At 28.0% G+C, this 23,418-nt stretch carries 21 protein-coding genes; 2 read left to right on the top strand and 19 right to left on the bottom strand.

Annotated features, from left to right (window positions below; genetic code table 11):
- Positions 1 to 5 precede the first annotated feature (5 nt).
- Positions 6 to 1,184 carry a glutathionylspermidine synthase family protein gene (locus FJR48_RS03885; RefSeq protein ID WP_152306848.1) on the top strand — a complete coding sequence of 393 codons (1,179 nt, stop codon included), beginning with the start codon at positions 6 to 8 and terminating at the stop codon, positions 1,182 to 1,184.
- Between the two features lie 4 nt (positions 1,185 to 1,188).
- Here FJR48_RS03885 and FJR48_RS03880 read toward each other — a convergent pair whose 3' ends face one another.
- The 9 genes from FJR48_RS03880 to FJR48_RS03840 form a co-directional block, all read right to left on the bottom strand.
- Positions 1,189 to 2,184, bottom strand: coding sequence for a Wzz/FepE/Etk N-terminal domain-containing protein (locus FJR48_RS03880; RefSeq protein WP_152306847.1), 996 nt, complete (start codon positions 2,182 to 2,184; stop codon positions 1,189 to 1,191).
- 9 nt (positions 2,185 to 2,193) lie between these two features.
- Positions 2,194 to 3,924, bottom strand: a complete 1,731-nt coding sequence (locus FJR48_RS03875) for a polysaccharide biosynthesis protein (protein ID WP_152308376.1) — start codon at positions 3,922 to 3,924, stop codon at positions 2,194 to 2,196.
- 7 nt (positions 3,925 to 3,931) lie between these two features.
- A complete protein-coding gene (pglE, locus tag FJR48_RS03870) occupies positions 3,932 to 5,038 on the bottom strand; it encodes a UDP-N-acetylbacillosamine transaminase (RefSeq protein WP_152306846.1) in 1,107 nt (368 codons plus the stop codon).
- A 4-nt stretch (positions 5,039 to 5,042) separates the two neighbouring features.
- Entirely contained in the window at positions 5,043 to 5,630 is a 588-nt protein-coding gene (locus tag FJR48_RS03865; protein WP_152306845.1) for a sugar transferase, read from the bottom strand.
- Positions 5,623 to 6,480 (bottom strand): sulfotransferase family protein, encoded by an 858-nt coding sequence (locus FJR48_RS03860; protein WP_152306844.1) that lies wholly within the window; start codon positions 6,478 to 6,480, stop codon positions 5,623 to 5,625. The genes FJR48_RS03865 and FJR48_RS03860 overlap by 8 nt, the downstream gene beginning before the upstream one ends.
- Positions 6,477 to 7,601: a glycosyltransferase family 4 protein gene (locus FJR48_RS03855; RefSeq protein WP_152306843.1), complete on the bottom strand. Its 1,125-nt coding sequence runs from the start codon at positions 7,599 to 7,601 to the stop codon at positions 6,477 to 6,479. Before FJR48_RS03855 ends, FJR48_RS03860 begins: the two co-directional genes overlap by 4 nt.
- Positions 7,602 to 7,671: 70 nt before the next feature.
- Complete coding sequence (gene wecB / locus FJR48_RS03850; RefSeq protein WP_241856114.1) at positions 7,672 to 8,799, bottom strand: non-hydrolyzing UDP-N-acetylglucosamine 2-epimerase; 1,128 nt, start codon at positions 8,797 to 8,799, stop codon at positions 7,672 to 7,674.
- Position 8,800: 1 nt separating this feature from the next.
- Entirely contained in the window at positions 8,801 to 9,904 is a 1,104-nt protein-coding gene (locus tag FJR48_RS03845; RefSeq protein ID WP_152306842.1) for a polysaccharide biosynthesis C-terminal domain-containing protein, read from the bottom strand.
- A complete protein-coding gene (locus FJR48_RS03840) occupies positions 9,901 to 10,908 on the bottom strand; it encodes a polysaccharide biosynthesis protein (RefSeq protein ID WP_277872382.1) in 1,008 nt (335 codons plus the stop codon). Before FJR48_RS03840 ends, FJR48_RS03845 begins: the two co-directional genes overlap by 4 nt.
- Positions 10,909 to 11,067: 159 nt before the next feature.
- Here FJR48_RS03840 and FJR48_RS03835 point away from each other — a divergent pair, with 159 nt between their 5' ends.
- On the top strand, positions 11,068 to 12,153 hold the full coding sequence (locus FJR48_RS03835; protein ID WP_152306840.1) for an acyltransferase family protein: 1,086 nt from the start codon (positions 11,068 to 11,070) through the stop codon (positions 12,151 to 12,153).
- A 4-nt stretch (positions 12,154 to 12,157) separates the two neighbouring features.
- Here the strand turns inward: FJR48_RS03835 and FJR48_RS03830 are convergent, their stop codons facing one another.
- The 10 genes from FJR48_RS03830 to FJR48_RS03785 all read right to left on the bottom strand — a co-directional run bounded on the left by FJR48_RS03830 (position 12,158) and on the right by FJR48_RS03785 (position 23,416).
- Positions 12,158 to 13,225, bottom strand: coding sequence for a hypothetical protein (locus FJR48_RS03830; RefSeq protein WP_152306839.1), 1,068 nt, complete (start codon positions 13,223 to 13,225; stop codon positions 12,158 to 12,160).
- Between the two features lie 30 nt (positions 13,226 to 13,255).
- Entirely contained in the window at positions 13,256 to 15,091 is a 1,836-nt protein-coding gene (gene asnB, locus FJR48_RS03825) for an asparagine synthase (glutamine-hydrolyzing) (protein ID WP_152306838.1), read from the bottom strand.
- Positions 15,092 to 15,132: 41 nt separating this feature from the next.
- Positions 15,133 to 15,897 (bottom strand): AglZ/HisF2 family acetamidino modification protein, encoded by a 765-nt coding sequence (locus FJR48_RS03820; RefSeq protein ID WP_152306837.1) that lies wholly within the window; start codon positions 15,895 to 15,897, stop codon positions 15,133 to 15,135.
- Positions 15,897 to 16,502, bottom strand: a complete 606-nt coding sequence (hisH, locus tag FJR48_RS03815) for an imidazole glycerol phosphate synthase subunit HisH (protein ID WP_152306836.1) — start codon at positions 16,500 to 16,502, stop codon at positions 15,897 to 15,899. Before hisH ends, FJR48_RS03820 begins: the two co-directional genes overlap by 1 nt.
- Positions 16,503 to 16,504: 2 nt before the next feature.
- A complete protein-coding gene (locus FJR48_RS03810) occupies positions 16,505 to 17,647 on the bottom strand; it encodes an N-acetyl sugar amidotransferase (RefSeq protein WP_152306835.1) in 1,143 nt (380 codons plus the stop codon).
- A complete protein-coding gene (locus tag FJR48_RS03805) occupies positions 17,637 to 18,785 on the bottom strand; it encodes a glycosyltransferase (protein WP_223176126.1) in 1,149 nt (382 codons plus the stop codon). Before FJR48_RS03805 ends, FJR48_RS03810 begins: the two co-directional genes overlap by 11 nt.
- Positions 18,786 to 18,902: 117 nt before the next feature.
- Positions 18,903 to 20,225 carry an O-antigen ligase family protein gene (locus tag FJR48_RS03800; protein ID WP_152306833.1) on the bottom strand — a complete coding sequence of 441 codons (1,323 nt, stop codon included), beginning with the start codon at positions 20,223 to 20,225 and terminating at the stop codon, positions 18,903 to 18,905.
- Positions 20,222 to 21,535 (bottom strand): polysaccharide deacetylase family protein, encoded by a 1,314-nt coding sequence (locus FJR48_RS03795; RefSeq protein WP_152306832.1) that lies wholly within the window; start codon positions 21,533 to 21,535, stop codon positions 20,222 to 20,224. The genes FJR48_RS03800 and FJR48_RS03795 overlap by 4 nt, the downstream gene beginning before the upstream one ends.
- Entirely contained in the window at positions 21,532 to 22,488 is a 957-nt protein-coding gene (locus tag FJR48_RS03790; protein ID WP_188108619.1) for a GNAT family N-acetyltransferase, read from the bottom strand. The genes FJR48_RS03795 and FJR48_RS03790 overlap by 4 nt, the downstream gene beginning before the upstream one ends.
- Complete coding sequence (locus FJR48_RS03785; RefSeq protein ID WP_152306830.1) at positions 22,478 to 23,416, bottom strand: sulfotransferase; 939 nt, start codon at positions 23,414 to 23,416, stop codon at positions 22,478 to 22,480. Before FJR48_RS03785 ends, FJR48_RS03790 begins: the two co-directional genes overlap by 11 nt.
- Positions 23,417 to 23,418 lie beyond the last annotated feature (2 nt).

Here is a 23,418-nt window from a genome sequence, read left to right as displayed (position 1 = left end):
ATTAAATGGTTAAACTACAAAAATTAAATCCTCTTAAAGATAAAACACTTGAAGAGATTGGCTTCACATGGCATACGGATAAAGACGGAAGTAAATACGTAAATGATGAACTTGTCGTAATTTCACAAGATGAAGCTGAGTCTTACTACAGTGCAGCAAATGAGATATACGATATGTATGTTGAAGCTGCCGAATATGTAATAGAGAATGATTTGTTCTTCGAGTTGGGAATTCCGTTTAATCTAGTTGATATGATTAAAAAAAGCTGGGAAAACGATGTTCACTGGCATATATACTCTCGTTTTGATTTAGCAGGCGGAATAGACGGCAAGCCAATTAAACTTATAGAGTTTAACGCCGACACTCCGACTGCTCTTTTTGAGACTGCCCTACTACAATGGGCATTGCTAAAACAAAATAACATGGATGAAAATAAACAATTTAATAATGTTTATGAAGCAATCCAAGAGAACTTTAAACGTCTTATTACACTTTTTGACGATACATCTACGTTTAATGAACATTATGACGGATGGAAGATTTTATTTTCATCTATTGAAGGTAATGATGAAGAGGAAGCAACGACTAGACTTCTTCAGCAGATAGCTACAGATGCAGGATTTAATACCGCTTACGAGTTTTTGCAAAATGTAAAATTTGATGAAAGCGGCATCTACGATGCAGACGGTGTAGAATACGAATACTGGTTTAAACTGTATCCTTGGGAAGATATAGCACATGATGAGCCTGAACTTGCCACAACATTAAATACTATTATGCAAAATCAAAAAGCCATCATTTTAAATCCTGCATATACCCTGCTATTTCAATCAAAAGGTATGTTAAAAATTCTTTATGATTTATTTCCAAACTCACCTTATCTACTTAAAACATCAGATAAGCCATTAGAAGGTGTGAAATATGTTGAAAAAACAGTTTTTGGGCGTGAGGGTGCAAATACCAAAATAGTAGATGAGAATGGGAATGTTCTTGCTCATACTGATGGAGAATATGATAACTATAAAAAGATTTATCAAGAATATGTAGATTTTCCAAAAGATGAAAATGCACAAAAATACCAAGCAGGAGTATTCTTCGCTTATGAAGCCTGTGGACTTAGCTTTCGTAAAGGTGGAGAGATATTAGACAATATGTCTAAGTTTGTGGGACATATTATAGAGTAGGTTTTTAAACCTGCTCTGCTTTTTCTTCTCTAAAACCTCTTATAAACTCCATAAAAAATACCAAAAATATTGAAAGTATAAATCCTGTTACAAAAGCAACTATAACTATCAACTTTTTCTTTGGTTTTACAGGGGAATCATTAGTCATTATATCACCGATAACATCAGTATTTTTATAATTATGTGGTTCCATTAGTGACTTTAAAGTATTTAATTCTTCTTCAATCTTTGCTATTTCAATTAATTCAATATTATCTTTTTTAGCTTCCAATTCTTCTAAAGAATCATGTAGTGTAATAAGCATATCAGCAAGATATTTTTGCTCATTTATTTGGATTGTAGCAAGTGTAGGGTTTTTGTTTTTTATTTTCTTAATATTATTCTGCACATCTTTAAAATTTTGTTCATATATTTGAATATTTGCATTATATCTATCTATTCTATCCTTTAAAGTAGGTAGTGTTTTTGTTTTTAAAATTATTAATCGACTATATAATTGTTCAATTTGTGATTCTCTTATATTTTTAATATCATTCAAAATTTTTATGTGTTTTTCTTGTACATATTTTAGAATCTTTTTCAACTCTTTCGTTACTGAATTATTAGAATTACCTAATGCTACAACTTCAAAAAGATTTTTTTGCCTCTTCAATAAACCTACTTTATCTATTTTTGCTTCTCTATCTTTAACATTTTTATATAAATCTATATATAAAATTTCTAATTCTTGTGTTAACTCAGAAGCATTGGCAATAGTAACAGTTACAGTATTTGTATTTTTATCATCATTATTAACAATCTGTTTATATTCACCTATTTTAAATATTACTTTTGCTTCATAAACTTTTGGAGCGAAGAAAGCATATGTAATAGCTAATAAAGTTATTATTGTCGTAAATATTATTATAAAAGTTTTTTTAACCCATAAAGTTCTTACTAATTCTTTTAAATCTATCTCATCTTCTTGATATATATTTTGATTTACTTGATTCTCTTGCATACTGCCTCTTTATAAATTATTGTTGTGCTTAAACTCGGGGACTATCTCTTTTAGTTTTGAGAGTTTATCGTCTGTTTTTAAAAGTTCGATTATATCTTCATTTAACTTGACTTTATCATAAGAAGTCGGTTTTGCGACAGTAATAGATTCGTAGTCTGTTTTACAATCTGTATCATCTATTAATAATTCTTCATAAAGCTTTTCACCGGGACGCAAACCTGTAAACTCTATATCTATATCATCACGTCCGCTTAATTCTATCATTTTTTTAGCTAAAGCTGCTATTTTTATAGGCTCACCCATATCAAGTATAAATATCTCACCACCACTTCCTATAGCTCCTGCTTGAAGAACAAGTTCACAAGCTTCAGGTATAAGCATAAAGTATCGTGTAATATCAGGATGGGTTACTGTTATATTTTTACCTTCTGCTATCTGCTTTTTAAACTTTGGTATTACACTCCCACTTGATCCAAGTACATTTCCAAATCTCACAGCCACTATATCGGTGCCGTTTCCGTTAGAGTTCTGTGCATAAAGTTCGCATATACGTTTTGTAGTGCCCATCACATTTGTAGGTCGAACTGCCTTATCTGTAGAAATAAGTACAAATTTATCAACTTTGTGTTTTATGGCTGCATCTATAGTATTTTTTGTACCTATAATATTATTTACAATACCCTCTTTTATATTATGCTCAACCAACGGGACATGTTTATAAGCTGCAGCATGAATCACAATGTCAGGATTATGAGTCTTAAAGGTAATATCTAGTGCATCTGCATCTACTACAGACTGCATCACAGGGATAACGTTTGAGTTATTTAACTCCTGCTCAATGGCATAGAGATTATATTCACTATGATCTAGCAGTATAAGTTTTTTAGCTCCAAATTTTTGACATTGCCTGCATATCTCACTTCCTATACTTCCACCTGCACCGGTAACTAATATAGTTTTATTTTTTATAAATTCAGATATTTTTTCTTTATCTAAATCTTTTGGATGTCGAGCAAGTAAATCTTCTACTGATATATCTTTTAACTGCGTTGAAAAGTTTTTATCTCTAAGTATATGTTCAAGCGAAGGAAGAACCTGCACCTCTTTAAAATACTTATGTAAATTATTATAAGCATTTTTAACCTGCTCGTTAGATGCACTTGGAATTGCTATTACAAGTAAGTCATATCGTTTATTTTTAACTCTATTTTTAAAAGATTCCAAAGAAAGAATATGTATAGCATCTATACTTCTGCCTTGTATAACTTCATCATCATCTATAAAATACTTTACTTTATACTCAGAATTTCTAAACTCTTCTTCTAACTTTAATCCGGCTTTTCCTGCTCCAAATATAACTACATTTTTAGTTTTTTCTACTCTGCTTCTATTTATGTAATAATAATACAAATACATCATAAAGTTAATACTAAAAAGATATAAAAAAAGCTCGCTTGCCAAAAATGCAAATCTAACCTCTCCATGATAATAAGGCATATAAAACAAAAATGGAACTATATATACAACACTTTTTATAATAAAAGTTTTTTGCGTTGCTTTAGACCATGAAAGTGAAAAATCTTTAAAAATAAGTGTAGATGAAATCATGCGAAGAACTAATACTACTACAACTACTTTGTAGTCAAACGGCAAATGAAATATAAAAAAAGTCCACCAAAAAGTTATAAATGTTAAAACAATAATTACTAAAAAATTTAATATTCTTTTATCAATATTCAACAATATATTAGTCCAAATTTTCTTTTATTTTATCGCAAATCATTTTAACATCATCTTTTGTCATTGTAGTACTACTTGCTACACATAAACCATGATTATACAGGTTTTCACTCGTACCATCAACATATTTTTTAGCATTTTTAAAAAGCGGTTGCATATGCATAGGTTTCCAAAGAGGTCTGGACTCTACATTTATATCTTCTAAAGTTTTCATAATTTTATTGTAGTCTGTAATTTCAAAAGTCATAGCCGTAAGCCATCTATTTCCTCTACTATTATCAAGTTCTGGCATAAACTCTATCTCTTTAACATCAGATAAAGACTCTTTATACCATTCAAAAATCTCTCTTTTTTTACTAACTCTATCCTCAACAACTTCCATTTGTCCTACACCAATAGCTGCAAGTACATTACTCATACGATAGTTATATCCATACTCTTCATGTTCATAGTGTATGAACGATTCTTTTGCTTGAGTAGAATAGAACATGGCTTTTTTTATCCAATTTTCATTAGAACTTACAAGCATTCCGCCACCTGAAGTTGTGAGTATCTTGTTTCCATTAAAACTATATATACCAAAGTCTCCAAAAGTCCCTGTATGATTTCCGTTAAAAGTTGCACCTAAGCTCTCGGCTGCATCTTCTATTAAATATACACCATGTAGTTTACAGATATCTGCTATTTTTTCAATATCTGCACTCATACCGTAAAGATGTGTCACAATCAAAGCTTTCGGTTTTTTTTCACACTCTAACAAATACTTATTTAGTAGCTTTGGAGACATATTCCAAGACTCTTTGTCACTATCAATAAATACTGGATTTGCACCTTGATAAATAATAGCATTTACAGAACCTATAAACGTGAAAGTAGATGCCAATACATCATCATTTTTTCCTACACCTAAAATTCTAAGTGCTAAATGAATAGCTGCTGTACCACTTGTAACAGCAAGAGCATTATCAACACCTGTATAACTTCTTATACTTTCTTCGAACTTATTTACATACTCTCCAAGTGGAGCTATGTAGTTACTTTCAAAAACTTTTTCTATATACTTTAGTTCGTTTCCCCCCATATGAGGTGCACTTAAAAAAATTCTTTTATTCAATTTTTCATCCTGTAACAGTTTTTATAATATACACAATATCCTTTTTTAATGACCAGTTTTTTATATATTCTATATTTATTTTTACCTTATCCGGCCATATAACATTGTCATTATAATTAATTGGGTCTTCTTGATTTGCTAATATTTCTTCCTCATTTTTATACTTTAAACTAGCAGGTCCGGTTATACCTGGTCGTATAGTAAGTAAAATTCTATCATCTCCTTGAAGATTATCTGCATATCCAGGGACATCAGGTCTTGGTCCAACGAAGCTCATATCCCCGACCAATACATTCCAAAGCTGTGGCAACTCGTCTATTTTTGTATTTCTAAAAAATTTTCCACTTTTTGTAATGCGTACATCATCAGATGAAGTAATTGTAGTATCCATCCCACTAACTTTTTTCATAGTTTTAATTTTAATTACTTTAAATAGTTTACCATATCTTCCAACTCTGTTTTGAATAAAAAAACCATTGGACTTAGTCTCAATTGTAGCAATAATCCATGCAATTAATATGATCCACCAAGTAAATAGTAATCCAATGAAAGATACAACAAAATCAAATATTCGCTTGATTATATTATTCATATCCATATCTTTCTAAAGAGTCTTTTATTAGTTCTGTAATATTTTCGGTTTGATCTTGATTAAAAGCTTTTCTTCCTTTACCTAAACTTTTATTCGATACACTTTTAGTATATTCCTCAATTTCTTTATCAGTATAGTCTATTTTAAATTTTTCCAAAATTTTTTTCAATTCTACTTGTGGATTTGTTACAAACTCTTCATATTTAACTCTGACCAACCTATCTTCTGAAATATTTCCAAAAGCTTCTTCACTTAAATCAACACATTTTTTCCATTGTAATGCACCAACTTCTTCAAGAGAATATTTTTTTAGAGCTTCATCTAAACCATTGAATTGAGGACCCCATAATGCCAATCTTTTTTCTTTAGAAAACAATTTATATATCCTATGCCAAAAGTATCTAATACCATAATACGGTAAATCCGATAAAGGCACATATCTTACTTTTTTTAATATATATGGTATATCAAGTTCTGCAGTCCATCTTTTTTTAGCCGATCCCGCTGCATCTATACCATCTCTATAAATAAATATATATTTTGCATTTGACACTATATGATCCACAAATGGCACTCTTAAAGAATTTGCACATGTCTTTTCTATTACAAAATCTAAATTATTTTTTTTGGCAAGTTGATCAAATTTTTTATTAATATATTTTTTTATTTTTGGAGTCACCATAGATTTGTCAAACTGATCTGTTTCCAACGACATATTACCATGTCTCCATATATAATTTATTTCATCACAAGGCCAAGTTCCAACACCATTAAATTCACATAATATATCTCGTAACATATTAGTACCAGATCTAGGTGCACCTATTATAATTATTGATTGATAGTTCATTTATTCTCCAGCAAATTACTAAAAAGTTTTAAAAATTTATCTTCATAAATACGTTTCGAAAAATTATTTTCAAAAATATTCTTTATATGCTTTCTATCGTAAGAAATATTTTCATCACGTATAGATATAAACAGTTGATATATTTCCTCTATATTATTTATATTCAATACACTTCCCAATTTGTTATTTAATATAAATTTTGACAATTCCGACTCTTCCTCCATACATACCAGGACAGGTGTACCCTCAGATAAATAGGTCATTGTTTTACTAGGAAATGCGTATTTAATAACTTCATTCTCAAGACTTACTATCCCCATACTAGATTCTTCTATAATTTTTCTTGCTATATTTATTTGTTGGTGGGGAATAAACTTAACACACTCAAGTCCAAAAGACAACTCTTTTAACTTATTTAAATACTTTCCCTCACCTACAAACAACAACTCAACATTATCTAGACAATCATGTTTTTTTATAGCTTCTATAAACTTTTCTAGTTTTTGAAACCTACCAATATTTCCGGTAAATACAATTCTTTTTTTATCATCTTCTGGGAAATACCTATCTTTACTTTTTTCACCGTCCGACAAGTCATAGTTATTGATTATATCTATCTTACTATCTATATTCAAATCTCTACTACTTAGAGATTCCTTCATATCAGTGGATAAAACAACTATATTAGACGCTGTTTTACATGTAAAGTTATCCATCCATCTAAAAATATTAAAAATATATTTATTTTTAAATTCTCCACTAATCTTTCCTATTTCTGGATGAATATCCATACAATGATATACTAATTTATTTTTTCTAATTTTAGTAGCACATGCTACAAAAAAAGCGAGTATAACAGGTGGGTTACTTGATACAGTAACGATATCATATTTTTTAGAAAATAATAAGAAAAAAAACACAGCTACAGGAAACCAAATAAAGTTAAACAACTTATTAATTGATTCATTATTTATTCTTAATACAGGAATTCTATAAATTACAGAACTATCATTTATTTTCGTAATTAACTTATCCGTTTTTTTATAATCAACTTTCTTATATGAAGGTACTGAAGACAATACGTTAACTTCATTACCTTTATCTAAAAAAAGATTACGCATATCATCTAGTATCTTTGCATACGGTGGGGAGTCCGGATAATAAAATCTATGAATCAATAAAATCTTCAATTTACTTTTTCCAGATTGTTTTATTTACATAGTCAGTATATGACAATATTATTCTTAAAACTTTCTCTGATACGTTAGGTATACTGTAATCTTTAACAAGTCTAAGATTATCTGGTCGTTGAGTTTTTAATATTTCCAAACCTTGAAGAATTCTTTCCTGCTCAAGACCTACCATCATAACACTTGCTTCTTCCATAGCTTCGGGTCTTTCATGAGCTTCTCTTATGTTTAATGCTGGAAATTTTAATATAGAAGATTCTTCACTTATCGTACCACTATCACTTAAAACAGCTTTTGCTTCTTTTTGAAGTTTCACATAATCATTAAATCCTAATGGTTTCATTAATGAAACTAGTTGATTAAATTCAATATTTAATTCATTTATTTTATTTCTAGTGCGCGGATGTGTAGAAACTATTATTGGTAATTTGTATATATCAGCTATTGTATTTAAAGTGTTCACTAAATCTATAAAGTTTTTATCAGAACTAATATTCTCTTCTCTATGTGCGGATACTACAAAGTACTCATTTTGTTTCAATTGTAGTTCACTTAAAATATTAGATGAATCAATATCATTAATTTTACTTGATATAACTTCAAACATTGGAGAACCTGTTTTTATAATTCTATCGGCTGGTAACCCTTCCTTTAAAAGATATTCTCTTGCAATATCGCTATAGGTGAGATTAATATCAGCCGTATGGTCCACAATCTTTCTGTTTGTCTCTTCCGGTACTCTTTGATCAAAACATCTATTTCCTGCTTCCATATGGAAAATTGGTATTTTTCTTTTTTTTGCAGGTATCGCACAAAGACAACTATTTGTATCTCCAAGAATCAAAACTGCTTCAGGATTTTCTTTCTCTAGTACAGGTTCTATTGCAATAAATATTTTACCTATGGTCTCAGTTGGAGCACCAGTCGCAGCATTTAAAAAGTAATCTGGTTTTCGTAAATTAAAATCATTAAAAAAAACTTCATTTAGCTCATAATCATAGTTTTGACCTGTATGAACGAGTATGTGTTCAATAGCCTCTGATTCTTCCAGTTTTTTTATGACTGATGATAGCCTTATAATTTCTGGTCTTGTGCCGACTATTGTCATAACTTTTAGTTTTTTTATCATTTTATACCTCTAAAAAATATGTATCTGGATTATCTCTATCAAAAACTTCATTAGCCCATAATAATAATATCATTTCTTCTTTTCCACTATTTGTAATATTATGCGTATATCCGGGAATCATCTCTATTACTTCCATTTTTTTATCACTGACTTTATATGAAATTTTTTCACCTGAAACTATATGTTTATATTCCAATACAGCTTCACCTTTTACAACTAAAAATTTTTCATTTTTTGTATGATGATAATGATTTCCTCTTGTCACACCTGGTGCAGTCGTTGATAAAGAAAACTGCCCACTGTCTAAGGTTTTTAATATTTCATAAAAAGTTCCCCTTTCATCTTCATAACCTTTTAATTCATAAGAAAAATCATCAGTGGACAAATAACTCAAATAGGTAGCATATAAGGCTCTTTCAAATTCTGAACCAACATTTGGAATCAATAAATTCTCTCTATTAGATTTAAAGGAATACAATAAGTCTTTTATTTCACCCAAAGACTTTTTATAAACTGTATCTACACTAAAATATTGTTCTTTACTTTTATTAGTTAAATTTCCTATAAAAGCACTTACAACATCATCAACATAAACAAGGTCCAACTCTGTACTACTATCATTGATTTGAATATCCAAATTATTTGAAATGTTATAACACCATGTAGATACAACACTATTATAATTTGGTTTTGACCACTTTCCAAATACATTTGGTAGCCTGTATATAAATATATTTGCACCGGTATTTTGGCTATATTCTTTAAGAATATTTTCCGCTTCCAATTTACTTTTGCCATAATCATTATCAAGTAAAGCTTGCGTTGAAGATGTAATTAAAATTGGAGTGTTCTTATTTTCTTTTTTTAATGTATCTATAATACTTTTAGTTAAACTGCTGTTACCAGTATAAAATTCCTCTATGTTTTTTGGTCTATTTACACCAGCTAAATGAAAGATAAAATCAACCTCTTTTATATAAGCTTCTAAAATAGATTCTGAATCTTCTTTTGAAAAGAGATAAAGCTTATGAGATTCATCTCTTTCTAAGTGAGTTATTAAATTTTTAGCTATGAAACCATTAGAACCTGTTATTAAAATTTTCATTTAATAATTCCAAACTCTTTTAATTCAGATTGAATTTCACGTAAATTAAGTAGCATCTCTATTAATTTTTCTTCATTTAACTGTGTAGTATTATGTGAATGATATTCATGAGCTTGTGTTATTATTTCTTCTCCATCATTAAAAAACTTATCATAATTTAAATCTCTCGTATCAGCAGGAATTCTATAATACTCATCCATATCAATAGCATGCACCATCTCTTCTCTTGTTAAAAGTGTTTCATAAAGTTTTTCACTATGTCTAGTTCCGATAACATTTACTTTATGTTCCGGCTTACCTACCATGTTTTTTAAAGTATCTGCAAGAACTCCAACTGTAGCCGCTGGTGCTTTTTGAACAAAAATATCACCGGTTTTTCCATTTTCAAATGCAAATAAAACAAGTTCTACAGCGTCATCTAAACTCATCATAAATCTTGTCATATTAGGATCTGTTATTGTTAAAGGTTTGCCATCTTTTATTTGACCTAAGAATAAGGGAATCACTGAGCCACGACTTGCCATAACATTACCATATCTCGTACATGCAATCATTGTCTGATTATCATCAATATTACGCGATTTTGCTACAGCCACTCTTTCCATCATAGCTTTACTTACTCCCATAGCATTTATAGGGTAAACTGCTTTATCTGTACTTAGAACTATTACTTTTTTAACATTTGCATTAATAGCTACATTTAAAACATTTTCAGTACCAACTATATTTGTCTCAACTGCTTGCATAGGATAAAATTCACAAGAAGGTACCTGCTTTAATGCTGCTGCATGAAAAACATAATCTACACCTCTCATTGCATCTACGATAGAGTTTACATCTCTAACATCACCAAGATAAAATTTTAATTTTTCATTATTATACTGCTTACGCATATCATCTTGTTTTTTTTCATCTCTAGAAAAAATTCTAATCTCTTTTATATCTGTATTTAAAAATCTTCTTAGAACAGCATTACCAAAAGAACCTGTTCCTCCAGTAATCAATAAAATTTTATTTTTAAACATTCATATACCCCGTTACAATCATAATGATTCAGATTATATCTTATTTTTTTAATGATGTGCTGAAAGTTTAGTTTTTAAGCTTAAATGAATATAATACGTTTCGACGTAAAACTTTAAACTTGAAAGAGTAATTTTTAAATGCCAAAACCTAATTTTAAAATAAATAATTTTGATTTAATTCGATTTTTTGCTGCTTTACAAGTTGCATTTATACATACTAAAACACATCTGGACATCGATAATTCTTCTACTTTATTTAATATAATAGTTTTCGTACTTGATTTATTTCCCGGAGTACCAATTTTTTTCTTTGTTAGTGGATACCTTATAAGTAAATCATTTGAGCATTCATCAAATTTAAAAGAATATACTAAAAATAGAACATTTAGAATTTTTCCTGCCTTACTTATATGTAATATAGTGGGTATAAGCTTTGTATATATGACAGGTTACTTTAACACTATAACGTTTACTTGGAATGAATTTTTAATATGGTTTGCAGGGCAAAGTTCGATAGTTCAATTTTACAATCCAGAATTTATGCGTGATTTCGGTGTTGGTGTATTAAATGGCAGCTTATGGACAATTTCAGTTGAACTACAATTTTATGTACTTACTCCAATATTGTACTTTCTTTTTTCAATATTTGGCAGATTATTAAATTCAAATACTCTGTTGATAATACTAATATTATTATTTATGATTATTAACATAGTTTATCATCATTATAGAAGTGTATATGAAAATATTTTTATTTTAAAATTAATAGGTGTGTCATTTTTACCATGGTTTTATATGTTTTTAACTGGTGTGTTTTTCCAAAAAAATTTCTCCAAACTCCAAACATACTTTACTAATAAAGCAATATATCTTTTACCATTATACATTATTGTAACATATTTTTCAAAACACATTCTGGGGTTTTCAACAGGTAACACAATCAACCCTTTTAATTTTATATTATTAAGTATACTAGTGTTCACTATAGCTTACTCATTTTATAATTTAAGCGATAAGTTATTAAATAAAAATGACATCTCATATGGAGTTTATATATACCATATGCTTTTTGTTAACTTATTTGTTTTTTATGGATATACAAATGAAATATCATTTGTATTTATGGTTATTTTTCTTACAATACTGTCAGGAATTCTTTCATGGCTAATAATAGAAAAACCTATTTTAAAAAGTAAAAAAGAATCAATACATAAAATAAAATAATTTATTAATTAATGAAACTCTTTAACTTTTCGTATCTATCTTCTTCATAGTGCCCTTCCAAAAAGTCTTTTATATATGGTTGGGCTTCATTCCAATTATTTTGAAAGTATTTAACTGCATTTAAATAATCCTCTTTACTATCACACTTAGTTATAACTTGTACTGGTGCTTCTATAAGCTCAGGCAAATTAACATAGACCAGAGGTATACCATTAGAAAGCAAGTTAAATCCCCTATTACTAATTGTTATTCCTTTTTTAATTTCAACATCTTTACGGTAACTCAATAAAGAACAGCATATATCATCAAAATTCAATTTATCTAAACTTGTACTAGCTTGTAATTCAAAATTATCGTATTTCTGTAGTTGTTCAATATACTGATCTATATTTTTAGCTTTCATTATAGGTCCAACCATACGAATCTTTACACCTTTCTTTAAAAGATATTCTATCGTATCCCAATCAATGTTATGTCTTATATACCCCCACCAGAGTACAGTATCCTTGACTTTTTCTGCTCCATGATTCTGATATCTTTGACCAGCCCATGGAAAGAACAAATGAACATTGTCTGTAAACTTAAGTAATTGTTTTTCAAGAGGATATGATACTGTAAGTGTTTCATCACCATTTAGACAAGTTTTGTGTAATTGTTCTTTTGCTAGTTTTTTCATCCATGGCTTTGCCATTTCTATAAAATCATCATTTATTATATTTACTATTTTTACGTTTGGATACAACTCCTTTAAAAAGTAATAATCATAATTAAAGTTTATTATCACATCCGGCTTTGGTTCATCTTTTGATATATTTTTTATATTCCATTTAACTAGTAGTTTGTTTAACCATATAAGAGGGGAAATGAAACGCAATTGATGATGTATTAACTCAAAAGTACTTAATAGTACTAAGTTTTCTTTCCTTTCTTTCAAGTTTTTTATTCTAATTGTTGGTTTTTGAAAAAAATAAACTTCATAACCTCTTTTTATTAGCATATTTGTAACTTGATGCCGAATTCTTGGAGGTTCACTCCAGTTTGTTTTTGTAAATATATATATAACTTTATTCATTTGAAAACCTATATTAACTTAATACTAAGATTATGTTTTAATTTTAACATCATAAATATTTTCCCAAACAGCTATATTATAAAGACGCCATTTTATTCTGTAAGACAGTTTATTGTAGTTTATTGACAGTTTATTTAAATTACTCACAGTTTTTATAATATTAGAAGAAAAGATTTTTTCTTTCATATCTGCATCTATACTTTCTAACCAAGTTTTTTCGGGTGCTGCAAAACCTAATTTATTCTTTCTCCAAACAACATCTTCAGGTAAAATATCATCCACAACTTTTCTAAGAAGATATTTAGTCCATCCATCATTAATTTTATATTCCATATTTGTACTAAAAGCTGTTTCTAAAGTTTTATAATCAATAAAAGGAAGTCTTGTTTCGATAGAATGACGCATTGAGTTTTTATCTTCATACCTTAATAATACAGGCAGGTTTGTATGATAAATTTCATATCTTTGTAATTCATTTATTTGTAAAAAACTTTTTGACAATTTGTCAATAAAACTAAACTCCTTCAAATATTTCTTTTTTATAAAGCTTGTTTTTCTTTTATACTCGAATTTTCTTAACCTTCCAAGAAGACCACCGATTGTATATTTCAAAATCCATTTAAATGACATTTTAAAGTTGTTTTTATTTGAGTATCTAATCATCTTAATTGCTTTAAAAAGTCCATCTTTTTTTAATATATCTAAATATGCGGCAGGATAATATTTTTCATAACCGAGAAGTGTTTCATCACCACCTTGTCCATCTAACATTACCTTACAATTCAATTCTTTTGCTTTTTTCATAACAAAATATTGCATAAATATGGAAGGACCTCCAAATGGCTCTTCTTGTGTATAAATAACTTCATCGATAATTTTTTTAAAATCATCTACTTCTGGTTCTATAATATTTAAATCTAAATTTGAGTGCTCTGCAACTCTCTTAGCATAATAAGATTCGTCACTAGATTTTTCAATAGATTTAGCATGAATAGCGGTAAATTTATTAACTGTATTTCTATTATATATATTTGCTGCACATGCTGCTACACTTGAACTATCAAGACCACCACTTAAACAAGTTCCAACTTTAACATCTGATCTTAATCTAAATGATATAGACCTTAAAAATTGATCTTTATACTTTAGTACTGAATCTGTACAGTTTAAATTACTTGCCTCTTTGTCAAAGTAAATATCATAGTATCTATAACTTTTATACTGATTATTCTCAAGATTGTAAACTAGGTTGTGTGATTGTTCCAGTTTATAAATATTCTTAAAGAATGTTTCATTATTGTGTTCTATCATGCCGGTGACAAGATAGTCAATAAGTATATTTTGATTTACAACTTTATTTTCATAAAAATCTAATAGCTGCTTTATCTCTGAACCAAATACAAATTTTCCATCTATCTCAGTGTAGTAAAATGGTTTTATACCAAAGCGGTCGCGACTGCAAAAGATTTTATTTTTTTCTTTATCATATAGAGCAAAAGCCCACATACCGTTAAATTTATCAACGCATTTTTCTCCCCATTTATCATAACTAGCCAATATAATTTCAGTATCAGTATGTGAATTAAATTCATAACCAAATGCTAAAAGTTCTTCTTTTATTTCAAGATAATTATATATTTCGCCATTGTAAGTTATAACGTACTTATTTTGGTAATGCATAGGTTGATGACCATCGCTACTGAGGTCAAGAATAGATAATCTTCTGTGGCCAAACGCGAAATTTTTTTCTAAATAAAACCCTTCGTCATCAGGACCTCTATGTTTTATTAAATCATTTATTTTTTTAATATTTTTTATATCTATAGTTTCATTGTTTTTATTTATTATTCCACTAATACCACACATTTTTTCCCTTACTAGCTATTTGTTAAATACTTAAATGAAATCTATTTCTTTAGTAATTCTTGAATTTGTTGATATGGAGGATAATTAATCAAAATACCTTTTAAATGACCCTGATATACGAACATACTACCACATGCAACTGCATCTACATTTGCTTTTTCAAACACATCCTTAATATGAGTTAACTTTCCTGCACCACCTAGTGCAATTATAGGTACTTTTATTTCATTTTTAATAGTTTTTAGTAATTCTATATCATAACCTTCCATTATGCCATCATGATCAACAGAGTTGACTACTATTTCACCTGCACCCATAGATTCAACTTTTTTTATAAAATCTATAGGTTCAAGTTTTGTATTTTTTTTGCCATTATGTGTAAAGATTTTTTTCTTTCCCCAAAAATCTTTTTTTACATCTATAGTAACTATTACAGATTGATTACCAAAAATATTTGCTGCTGTCTTTATAAAATCTAAATTCTCAATAGCATGTGAACTTAAAGATATTTTTTCAACCCCTAGTGAGTATATTTTTTTCATTTGCTCAACATTTTTAACCCCTCCACCATAACAAAGAGGCATAAAACATTCACTAGCTATATCCTGTATCATTTGGTAATTCGGCTCACTGTTATTAACACTTGCATCAATATCTAAAAACATTAACTCGTCTACTTCTTTTTCGTTAAAAATCTTTATGGCATTGATTGGGTCACCTATATATCTTGGTTTTTTAAATTTTTCTGTTTTATATAGCCCACCATCGTGTAAAAGCAAACATGGTATTACTCGTTTTTGTAACATTACATTTCCCCAAAGTTTTTAAGAAGTTGCATGCCAAACTTATGACTTTTTTCAGGATGAAATTGCACTCCATAAATGTTTTCTTTATTAATACTACATGTAAACTCGTTTCCATAAAAAGATGTTCCTAAAATATTTTCTTCATTATTGCAAACAACATGATATGAATGTACAAAATAAAATCTATTTTCTTCTAAATTTTTAAAAATACTATTTTGATTAACTGGGTTTACTTTGTTCCAACCCATATGGGGAACTGCCAAACTCTTATCTTCTAGATTAAATTTAATAGTTTTTGCATCTATCCAACCAAGCCCTTTTTCAACTCCTTCTTCACTTGAATTAGTCAATAATTGCATTCCCAAACAAATACCTAAAATAGGTTTTTTGTTCTCTAAAACTTCTTCTTTAAGAGTTTTAAAGAAAGATGACTTCTTTAAATTAATCATTCCGTAATCAAACGAGCCAACACCGGGTAACAAATATTTATCAGCTGCTTTTATTTCATCAATATTAGAAGTAATTATCGACTCAATACCTGCTTTTTTAAACATATTACGAATAGATTGTATATTACCCATACCAAAATCCAAAATTGCAATCATACTTAATACCTTGAAACTTCTTTTCCAGTTATTTTTAAAATAAATTCTTGAGCTTTTTTCATAATTTTATATATGAATTGATTACTTTTATAATCTCTATAATCTCTGTTAGGAACTTTCATAAGCTCATTAAACTCATCATTACTAATACCTAGTTTTTTACAAAAATATTCTATATCATTATTTAGTTCATTTTCATCATACAGTGGCTTTGAAAGTTCTTCTAATGCACTACTTCTCGTAATTTGTCCTGTAACTATCATGCTTGATAGATGAGGTTTTCTTTTATCGTATCCAAACTTTGTTGGCTGATAATAATTCTGAAAAAATTTTGTAAAGATAGATTCTCCATGCTTCCTACCATAATCTACATATCCAATTTTAGACTTCAGCTCTTCAAGAGCTTCATCTTTAATATACGGCATATAATTAAGTGGTTTTACAACACTCATTTTTTTTATAAAAGGATAATAAAAATAGTATTCAAAAAAACTAACTGTCTTATAACTTTTAAGTTTTCTTTTCCCAAATTTTTTATGTATAGCTTTTAAATTAATTGAATCCATAGCACCTTGTTCCCATGCTTTCGGGAAGATACACTCAGTGGCAATATTTCCTCCACTCATAACATGTCTAACGTTATTTTTCACAGCAAAACTATATAAAGAAGCAAAGAAAACATGATCTTGAGGTACGTCCTGATTAGATACACCAGATTTTAAATATGCCAGATGTAAGTCTTTCATCTCTTCCCAATTTATTACAATAGTATGAAGATGCCAACCACAATAATTTATTATTTTTTCTATATTTCCTACAGCCAACTCACTATTCCATCCAGCATCCACATGGACTACCAATGGACGGATACCAGCTTCATATAGTTTTAATGCCAAGTATGAGCTATCTATACCTCCACTTAATCCTAAAATACAATCATATTCTTTATTAAGACCTTCTTTCTTTATCTCTTTATATATTGATTCAAGTTTTTTTAAACCTATTTCATTTGGAAACCACTTCTTTGATGTTACTTCTTCAAATTCTTGACAGTGACTACATACACCATTTTCATCAAAAGTAATTTTAGGATCAGTAGTGTCCATCACACATTTAGTACATATTTGATAATTTTTACTTTCCATATAATATCCTCTTATATTCATTTATCATTTTAACTTCCTGCTTCTCCCAAGAGTTTTCTTCAGCACACTTTCTCGCATTTTCTTTCATCTGAGTTAAATTTGTTTTTAATATATTATCTATGGCATTATTAATCGCTTTTGCATTACTTTCATCAACAACAATACCCATATTGTATTTCTTGACTATATCTTCCATTTCTTTCATTTTAGACACAATTACCGGTAAACCGACCATAGCATATTCAAAGAGTTTATTGGGTAAGCAATAATAATAAGATAAACAAGTATTCTCAATAAACGATATTCCAAAATCTGCTGAAGCTGTATACTCTAAAACTACTTCTGGAGGGACAGCCGTATGAAAAAATATATTATTATTTTCACTACTTGCACTTTTAACTTTTTCTTCTAATGGTCCATAACCCATAAATACTATCACTATATTATCGTCTTTTCTAAAAATAAAAGACTCTAAAAGAAGCTCAATTCCTCTACCTTCCATCAAGGCACCTTGATATAAAACAATTACTGAATCTTCATCTATATTAAATTTCTGTCTAAAATGGTTAGTACTTTCTTGTTTAAACAATTTGGGAACATTAAGTACGACTTCAGGTTTTCTGATATTATATTCCTTCAAATACCAGTCAGATATACTTTCACTAACAACAAACATCAAGTCAGATTTCTTGATTAAGAATCTCTCCATAGTTTTTGATAGTTTTTTTCTTATTCCTCTACTGCCAGTAACTTCTGTTTCAAGCTCATGAGTATCATAAACAAGTTTAGCACCATAAATATACTTAAACAAAACTCCAATAGGTAATAAAGAAACAGAATGTATATTTATAATATTAATATTTTTATTCTTATAAAAAAAAATTATTCTTAGTAAAAATTCAATATATTTAATTGCCTGAAAAAAAATATTTTTGCTAAATTTTCTAGTGGAGAGTTTGAATCTATTTAAGATCAATTTTTCATCGTAAACTACTTCCTCTTCTAGTCCACTTTCATGTAGTGAAGCTATAAAAATTTTATTTACGATGCCATGTTTAAGCATAGAGTTTGTTTCTTTTAAAACACGACTTTCATTTTTGAAATCAGTCATCGATATATGTAAATTGTTTAATACCACTTTCCTATTATTCCTTAAAAGTATCGATGCTTGATATAATATATTTCTCATATCTCATATAACATACATAGATTATATCCGATTATGTTTTAATATATGCTTTATATAAAACACTTGTCATTTGAGCTTAAAAGGTGGAGATACCAATCCAAACATAAACCATATTGGTGGCCAATTTATACCAACAGAGAAACATGCCAAGACAAAAACAACCCATAAATATATAAAGCTAAAAAAATCTTTTTTTAACACTAAAATATCTTTCTGTTCATATTTTTTATTAATTTGTTCTATTACTATAGAACCCATATAAGAAAAGATTAATAAAAAACCTATAACTCCTGTATTAACAAGTATTTCCAAAACAAAAGAGTGTGTATTTTTTCCACCTATAATATCTTTTATCTCCAAAGTTCCAAAAATAGGTGAATAATTAAACTGGTCATAAAAAAATTTATAGGTTTTAAAACGATTTATTAATGAACCACCTTGTTCTGAATCCATTATTGAAAAAACTCTGAATTTTAACAAATCATAATCAGCCAAGCTACTTAGTATTAAAAACATAGCAATTAATACTATACTGACAGTAAAATATTTTAAAGTTTTCTTTATTATTGTTTTATTAAATAATAATATTTTTATCTTTACATGTCTTCTCTTTGTTAATAAAATATTTAAATTATTAAAAATGTTTCTATTAAATACTATTATCATTAATAACAATTGAATCAGTAACAAGGGAACGATTTTGTTTGAATTTAGTAACTGTAAGGAATATATCCCCAAGATTATTAAAAAAATATATATAAATATATTAAAAAGAACGAATGATTTTTTTTTATCCTCTAAAATGATTATTAAAAGTAAGGATAATATAACAAAAGATATTGCTAAAAAATCTGCCGGCCTTTGATATAGACCTTCATATTCAGGAATGTAGTTTAATGTACCACTATAGGAAACAACAGATATTTCGGAAAATTTTAATGAGATACTTACAATAAAAATTCCAATTAATATATATAATAAAATGTATAAATATGTAAGTAGTGAATTTCTTTTCCTATATTTATATTTTAAAATTGTATCTAATATTGTAGCAAATACTACACCCAACAAATAAAACAATAAAACACCACCACTAGTACTAGTCATTTGATCATGTATATGGTTTACACCTAAATCATATATAATCTTTAATAAAAAATACGTAAACCATAACCCTATTATTAGTCCACTATACTTAATGGATATTTTTTTAGAAGATATTATTCTATAAATTAAAAATATTATTCCTATTGCAAATGTAAATACTAAAGTTGTAAGGGCTACTGAACCTTTATCAGGTTGACTAATATTTAAAAATAAATAGTATACAAATGAAAATAAAAAGACAAATGAAAACAGAATGTCAAATTTACTTCTATTTATTATCATATTTCACTCAAATGTTTTTTGTAAAATTTAAAATGCTCAGTATATGAGTTATGCCACAGAACAGTATAAGAACTAGCAGAGCTCATTTCTTTTATTTTTTCATATGCATCTGCGTAGTTAATTTTTTGGTATGAAAACAAGCTTCCATCCATAACAATTAACGGTCTTTCTTTTAGACTTAGTTTTTCTCTTGTAATAATATTGAATACACTGAATTCCTTTCCAGTTCCACAACGAAAACCTATATGGTCCGCATATCCGCAAGTACTATCTAGTTTCAAACCGGCATCTTCCCATATTTGCCATGTTGTAGGGACTTCAAATCTTAAATAATGTTCTCTACCTTCTTCAACTTGCTTATTTGTGGCTTTATGTAATAAATCTATTTCTTTTTTTAATTGTTCTAAATTATTATAAGCATTATAAGATGGATGAATTCCAATGATATGGTCTCTTTTTTTAATGTTCTCTATCAATCCTAAAGATTTCTGCTCATTAATCGAATACCTATTATCAAACTTAGAATTTCCACCACTCATAAAGTAAAACCTACTTTTTAATCCTTTAATTTCACTTTGGTCCATTAACCAATCGAATGTGTAAAAAGGGTCTTTTATTTTTCCACGTTTTACTAGGTAATATTCTGCTATTCTTTCTAAAGACAGAAAAATATTTTTTCTTTTAAGTATATCTCCTAAAAAAACTTTTAATACATGTTTCCAGTTTTGCCATTTATAAATCTCATCTACATCATGAGTTAAGAAAAGTTCATTTTTAGATGTAATTATTTCGCTTGTTAATCCAAGTTCTAATAACATATTTTTTAGCATATCGACATACTCATCTACAATTGCTCTTTCCAAAAAATCATTTTTATAAGCCAGGCTATCATATGCTGAAAATCTGTTATGTTCATCCCTTGTCTTATTAACATATTCTTCCCATCTGCTTAACATAAAAAAAGATGATGCAAATATATCAATTCCGGAAATAATTTCCTTATTTGTAACTTCTAACTTATCATTTCCATATATAACAGGTATATTGTCTTTGTTAATAAACTTATTGTTTACAAAACTTGGTTTTTGCTGTATATTCTCAAATTTTAAATATTCTAAGTTTTTTGGATATTTTTTAAAAAAATGATCTTCAAAAATCAGTTTAAAACCATTCTCGATTTCTATTTCCCAAAATTTGCATAACTTATCTATTTTGAGGTCATAACTTAATCCCAAGAACTCATTAAAAATAATATCTAATATATATTTTCTTTCAGCAAAATTATCATCAGGAATTGTTATTTTAATCATTTTACGATATCTTTAAAAAAGTTTTTAAATTTTATTGTTTTAGAGTTTACCTTACTTATTGAAAAATATTGTGTCTGTGTAGCACCAAATTTTCTCCTTACTTGTTCTACGTTTTTAAGCATACTTCCTTCAAAGTCAAATATATTTAAACCCAATACTTCTTTTGTGTATTTTATAGCTTCCCAAATCAACAGTAGTCCAGCTGCACTATTCCTTAATTCAGGGTCTTCACCAACCATATGTACATATGATGATTTTTTATCCCATGTAAGATATAGTGCAGAATGAATATTATTTAATTCATCAACTGCATAAAAAATTTCTCTTGCATTATTTTTAGCTAATGCATAATCATGTTTTTCTAAAAAATTTAAGCTATATGGTATGTCAATATTTTGCCTTTCAAAAGTCATCTTATTTATATCAAAAAAGTCGGATATATTCATCCCTGTTTTTACTTCTACTTTCTTTTTTGCATTGGCAATCTTATTTCTATAGCTTTTGTCAAAATTATTGTAAACTTCATCTAAATTATCTAAGTCATTGATTACATATGTGTAATGTGTTGTACAGTTAAAATTATTCCAATATAATTCCATCCAATTAGAAACATTATAATGAAAGTTACATAAATAGCTGTCAAACTTTGGTAACTTATCAAATAACTTTTTCGTCATTTCATTTTCCCAAGATATTTTTTTATGACTTTTTTGATTTTGAGGATATTTAACATATATTCCCATATTTTGGGTTAGTGTAGGCATAGTTATAATATCAAAAAAACCTCTCTTAGTTTTATAGTAAGGCATAGAAGCCCATATATCATTACCTTTAACTACTAAAAGCACATCCCAACCATCACTGCCGCATACACTATCTAACCACCAATATTGGCTAAATATAGGTATTGGTTCACTATCACAAAATTTTTTATAAAGTTCTTTATTTATCATAGTTTGTCCAATCATATTTTTTTATCTCTGATTCTAATATATTTATTTCATTTAAATTTAATGTTAATTTTTCTTTATTGTTTATAACTGAATCTTCATAATTATCTCTATTCTTACTTGTAATAAATTTTTTACAACTGATTAATTTTATTTTATCATTTAGATCCGAATAATTTAACTGAAATGTATTAGAAAACTTACCTAAATCTTCTAAAATCTGCTTTTGTAGATAATATATTTGTCCTATTATTTGACTATGTAAAGAATAAGATTCTAATATAAGATAATTTTTTGGTTTTATACTCCATATCTTGTTTTCAGGATAGTCTTGTTTTAATCTTGCCTTTAAAATAGACTGTGCTGTAAGTATTGGGTTCCTATCAATATATATTATTTTTGCATTTGGAAAAACATCCTTTAATAGGTCCAGTCTTTGACCCATACCTAAATTTTTTATTATTAATGGTTTATCATGATAGTTTATTATTGCAGTAACTTCATCTCTAATTTCATTTCTTATTTCATCTTTTATATCTGATGCTTTTAAAAAATAAATATCTTTTGGAAGCCATCTGTACCAAAATTGTCCACATTCACTTGGTGAGTTTAGACCATTAGTATCTCCATATTTTGAATTAAAAGTATTGTGGGCTTTATATCTATAGAACTTAGAACTTAACCACATTCCAAAAAAAGAATTTCTAAAAAATTTACAAGTCAAATTATTAATATAGATACTATCTAGTTCATTCGTCAAGACTTGATACAAAATTGTACTACCAGTTCTTGGTGCACCAACTATAAATACAGGTTCATGCTTGAGTGGCAAAACACTATATTTTTTTATTAATATTGATTCCCATATTCTTATTATTGGAGAGATAAAGTTTAAAATTTTAAATAAAATAAAGTTAATATATTTTTTCATAG

The organism is Sulfurimonas lithotrophica (assembly GCF_009258225.1).
GTDB classification, from domain to species: Bacteria; Campylobacterota; Campylobacteria; order Campylobacterales; family Sulfurimonadaceae; genus Sulfurimonas; species Sulfurimonas lithotrophica.
The sequence above is the reverse complement of the archived record's forward strand: the minus strand, read 5'-3'. Positions and strand labels throughout refer to the sequence as shown.

What these genes read in the sequence shown, in the direction of transcription:
- FJR48_RS03795 (WP_152306832.1), bottom strand. Translation starts at nt 21,535, where the DNA reads ATGATTAAAATAACAATTCCTGATGATAATTTTGCTGAAAGAAAATAT.
- FJR48_RS03845 (WP_152306842.1), bottom strand. Translation starts at nt 9,904, where the DNA reads ATGAAAATTTTAATAACAGGTTCTAATGGTTTCATAGCTAAAAATTTA.
- FJR48_RS03855 (WP_152306843.1), bottom strand. Translation starts at nt 7,601, where the DNA reads ATGCGTAATCTTTTTTTAGATAAAGGTAATGAAGTTAACGTATTGTCT.
- FJR48_RS03830 (WP_152306839.1), bottom strand. Translation starts at nt 13,225, where the DNA reads ATGAATAAAGTTATATATATATTTACAAAAACAAACTGGAGTGAACCT.
- FJR48_RS03820 (WP_152306837.1), bottom strand. Translation starts at nt 15,897, where the DNA reads ATGTTACAAAAACGAGTAATACCATGTTTGCTTTTACACGATGGTGGG.
- FJR48_RS03885 (WP_152306848.1), top strand. Translation starts at nt 6, where the DNA reads ATGGTTAAACTACAAAAATTAAATCCTCTTAAAGATAAAACACTTGAA.
- hisH (WP_152306836.1), bottom strand. Translation starts at nt 16,502, where the DNA reads ATGATTGCAATTTTGGATTTTGGTATGGGTAATATACAATCTATTCGT.
- asnB (WP_152306838.1), bottom strand. Translation starts at nt 15,091, where the DNA reads ATGTGTGGTATTAGTGGAATAATAAATAAAAACAATGAAACTATAGAT.
- FJR48_RS03810 (WP_152306835.1), bottom strand. Translation starts at nt 17,647, where the DNA reads ATGGAAAGTAAAAATTATCAAATATGTACTAAATGTGTGATGGACACT.
- FJR48_RS03835 (WP_152306840.1), top strand. Translation starts at nt 11,068, where the DNA reads ATGCCAAAACCTAATTTTAAAATAAATAATTTTGATTTAATTCGATTT.
- FJR48_RS03880 (WP_152306847.1), bottom strand. Translation starts at nt 2,184, where the DNA reads ATGCAAGAGAATCAAGTAAATCAAAATATATATCAAGAAGATGAGATA.
- FJR48_RS03865 (WP_152306845.1), bottom strand. Translation starts at nt 5,630, where the DNA reads ATGAATAATATAATCAAGCGAATATTTGATTTTGTTGTATCTTTCATT.
- wecB (WP_241856114.1), bottom strand. Translation starts at nt 8,799, where the DNA reads ATGATAAAAAAACTAAAAGTTATGACAATAGTCGGCACAAGACCAGAA.
- FJR48_RS03860 (WP_152306844.1), bottom strand. Translation starts at nt 6,480, where the DNA reads ATGAACTATCAATCAATAATTATAATAGGTGCACCTAGATCTGGTACT.
- FJR48_RS03785 (WP_152306830.1), bottom strand. Translation starts at nt 23,416, where the DNA reads ATGAAAAAATATATTAACTTTATTTTATTTAAAATTTTAAACTTTATC.
- FJR48_RS03790 (WP_188108619.1), bottom strand. Translation starts at nt 22,488, where the DNA reads ATGATAAATAAAGAACTTTATAAAAAATTTTGTGATAGTGAACCAATA.
- FJR48_RS03800 (WP_152306833.1), bottom strand. Translation starts at nt 20,225, where the DNA reads ATGATAATAAATAGAAGTAAATTTGACATTCTGTTTTCATTTGTCTTT.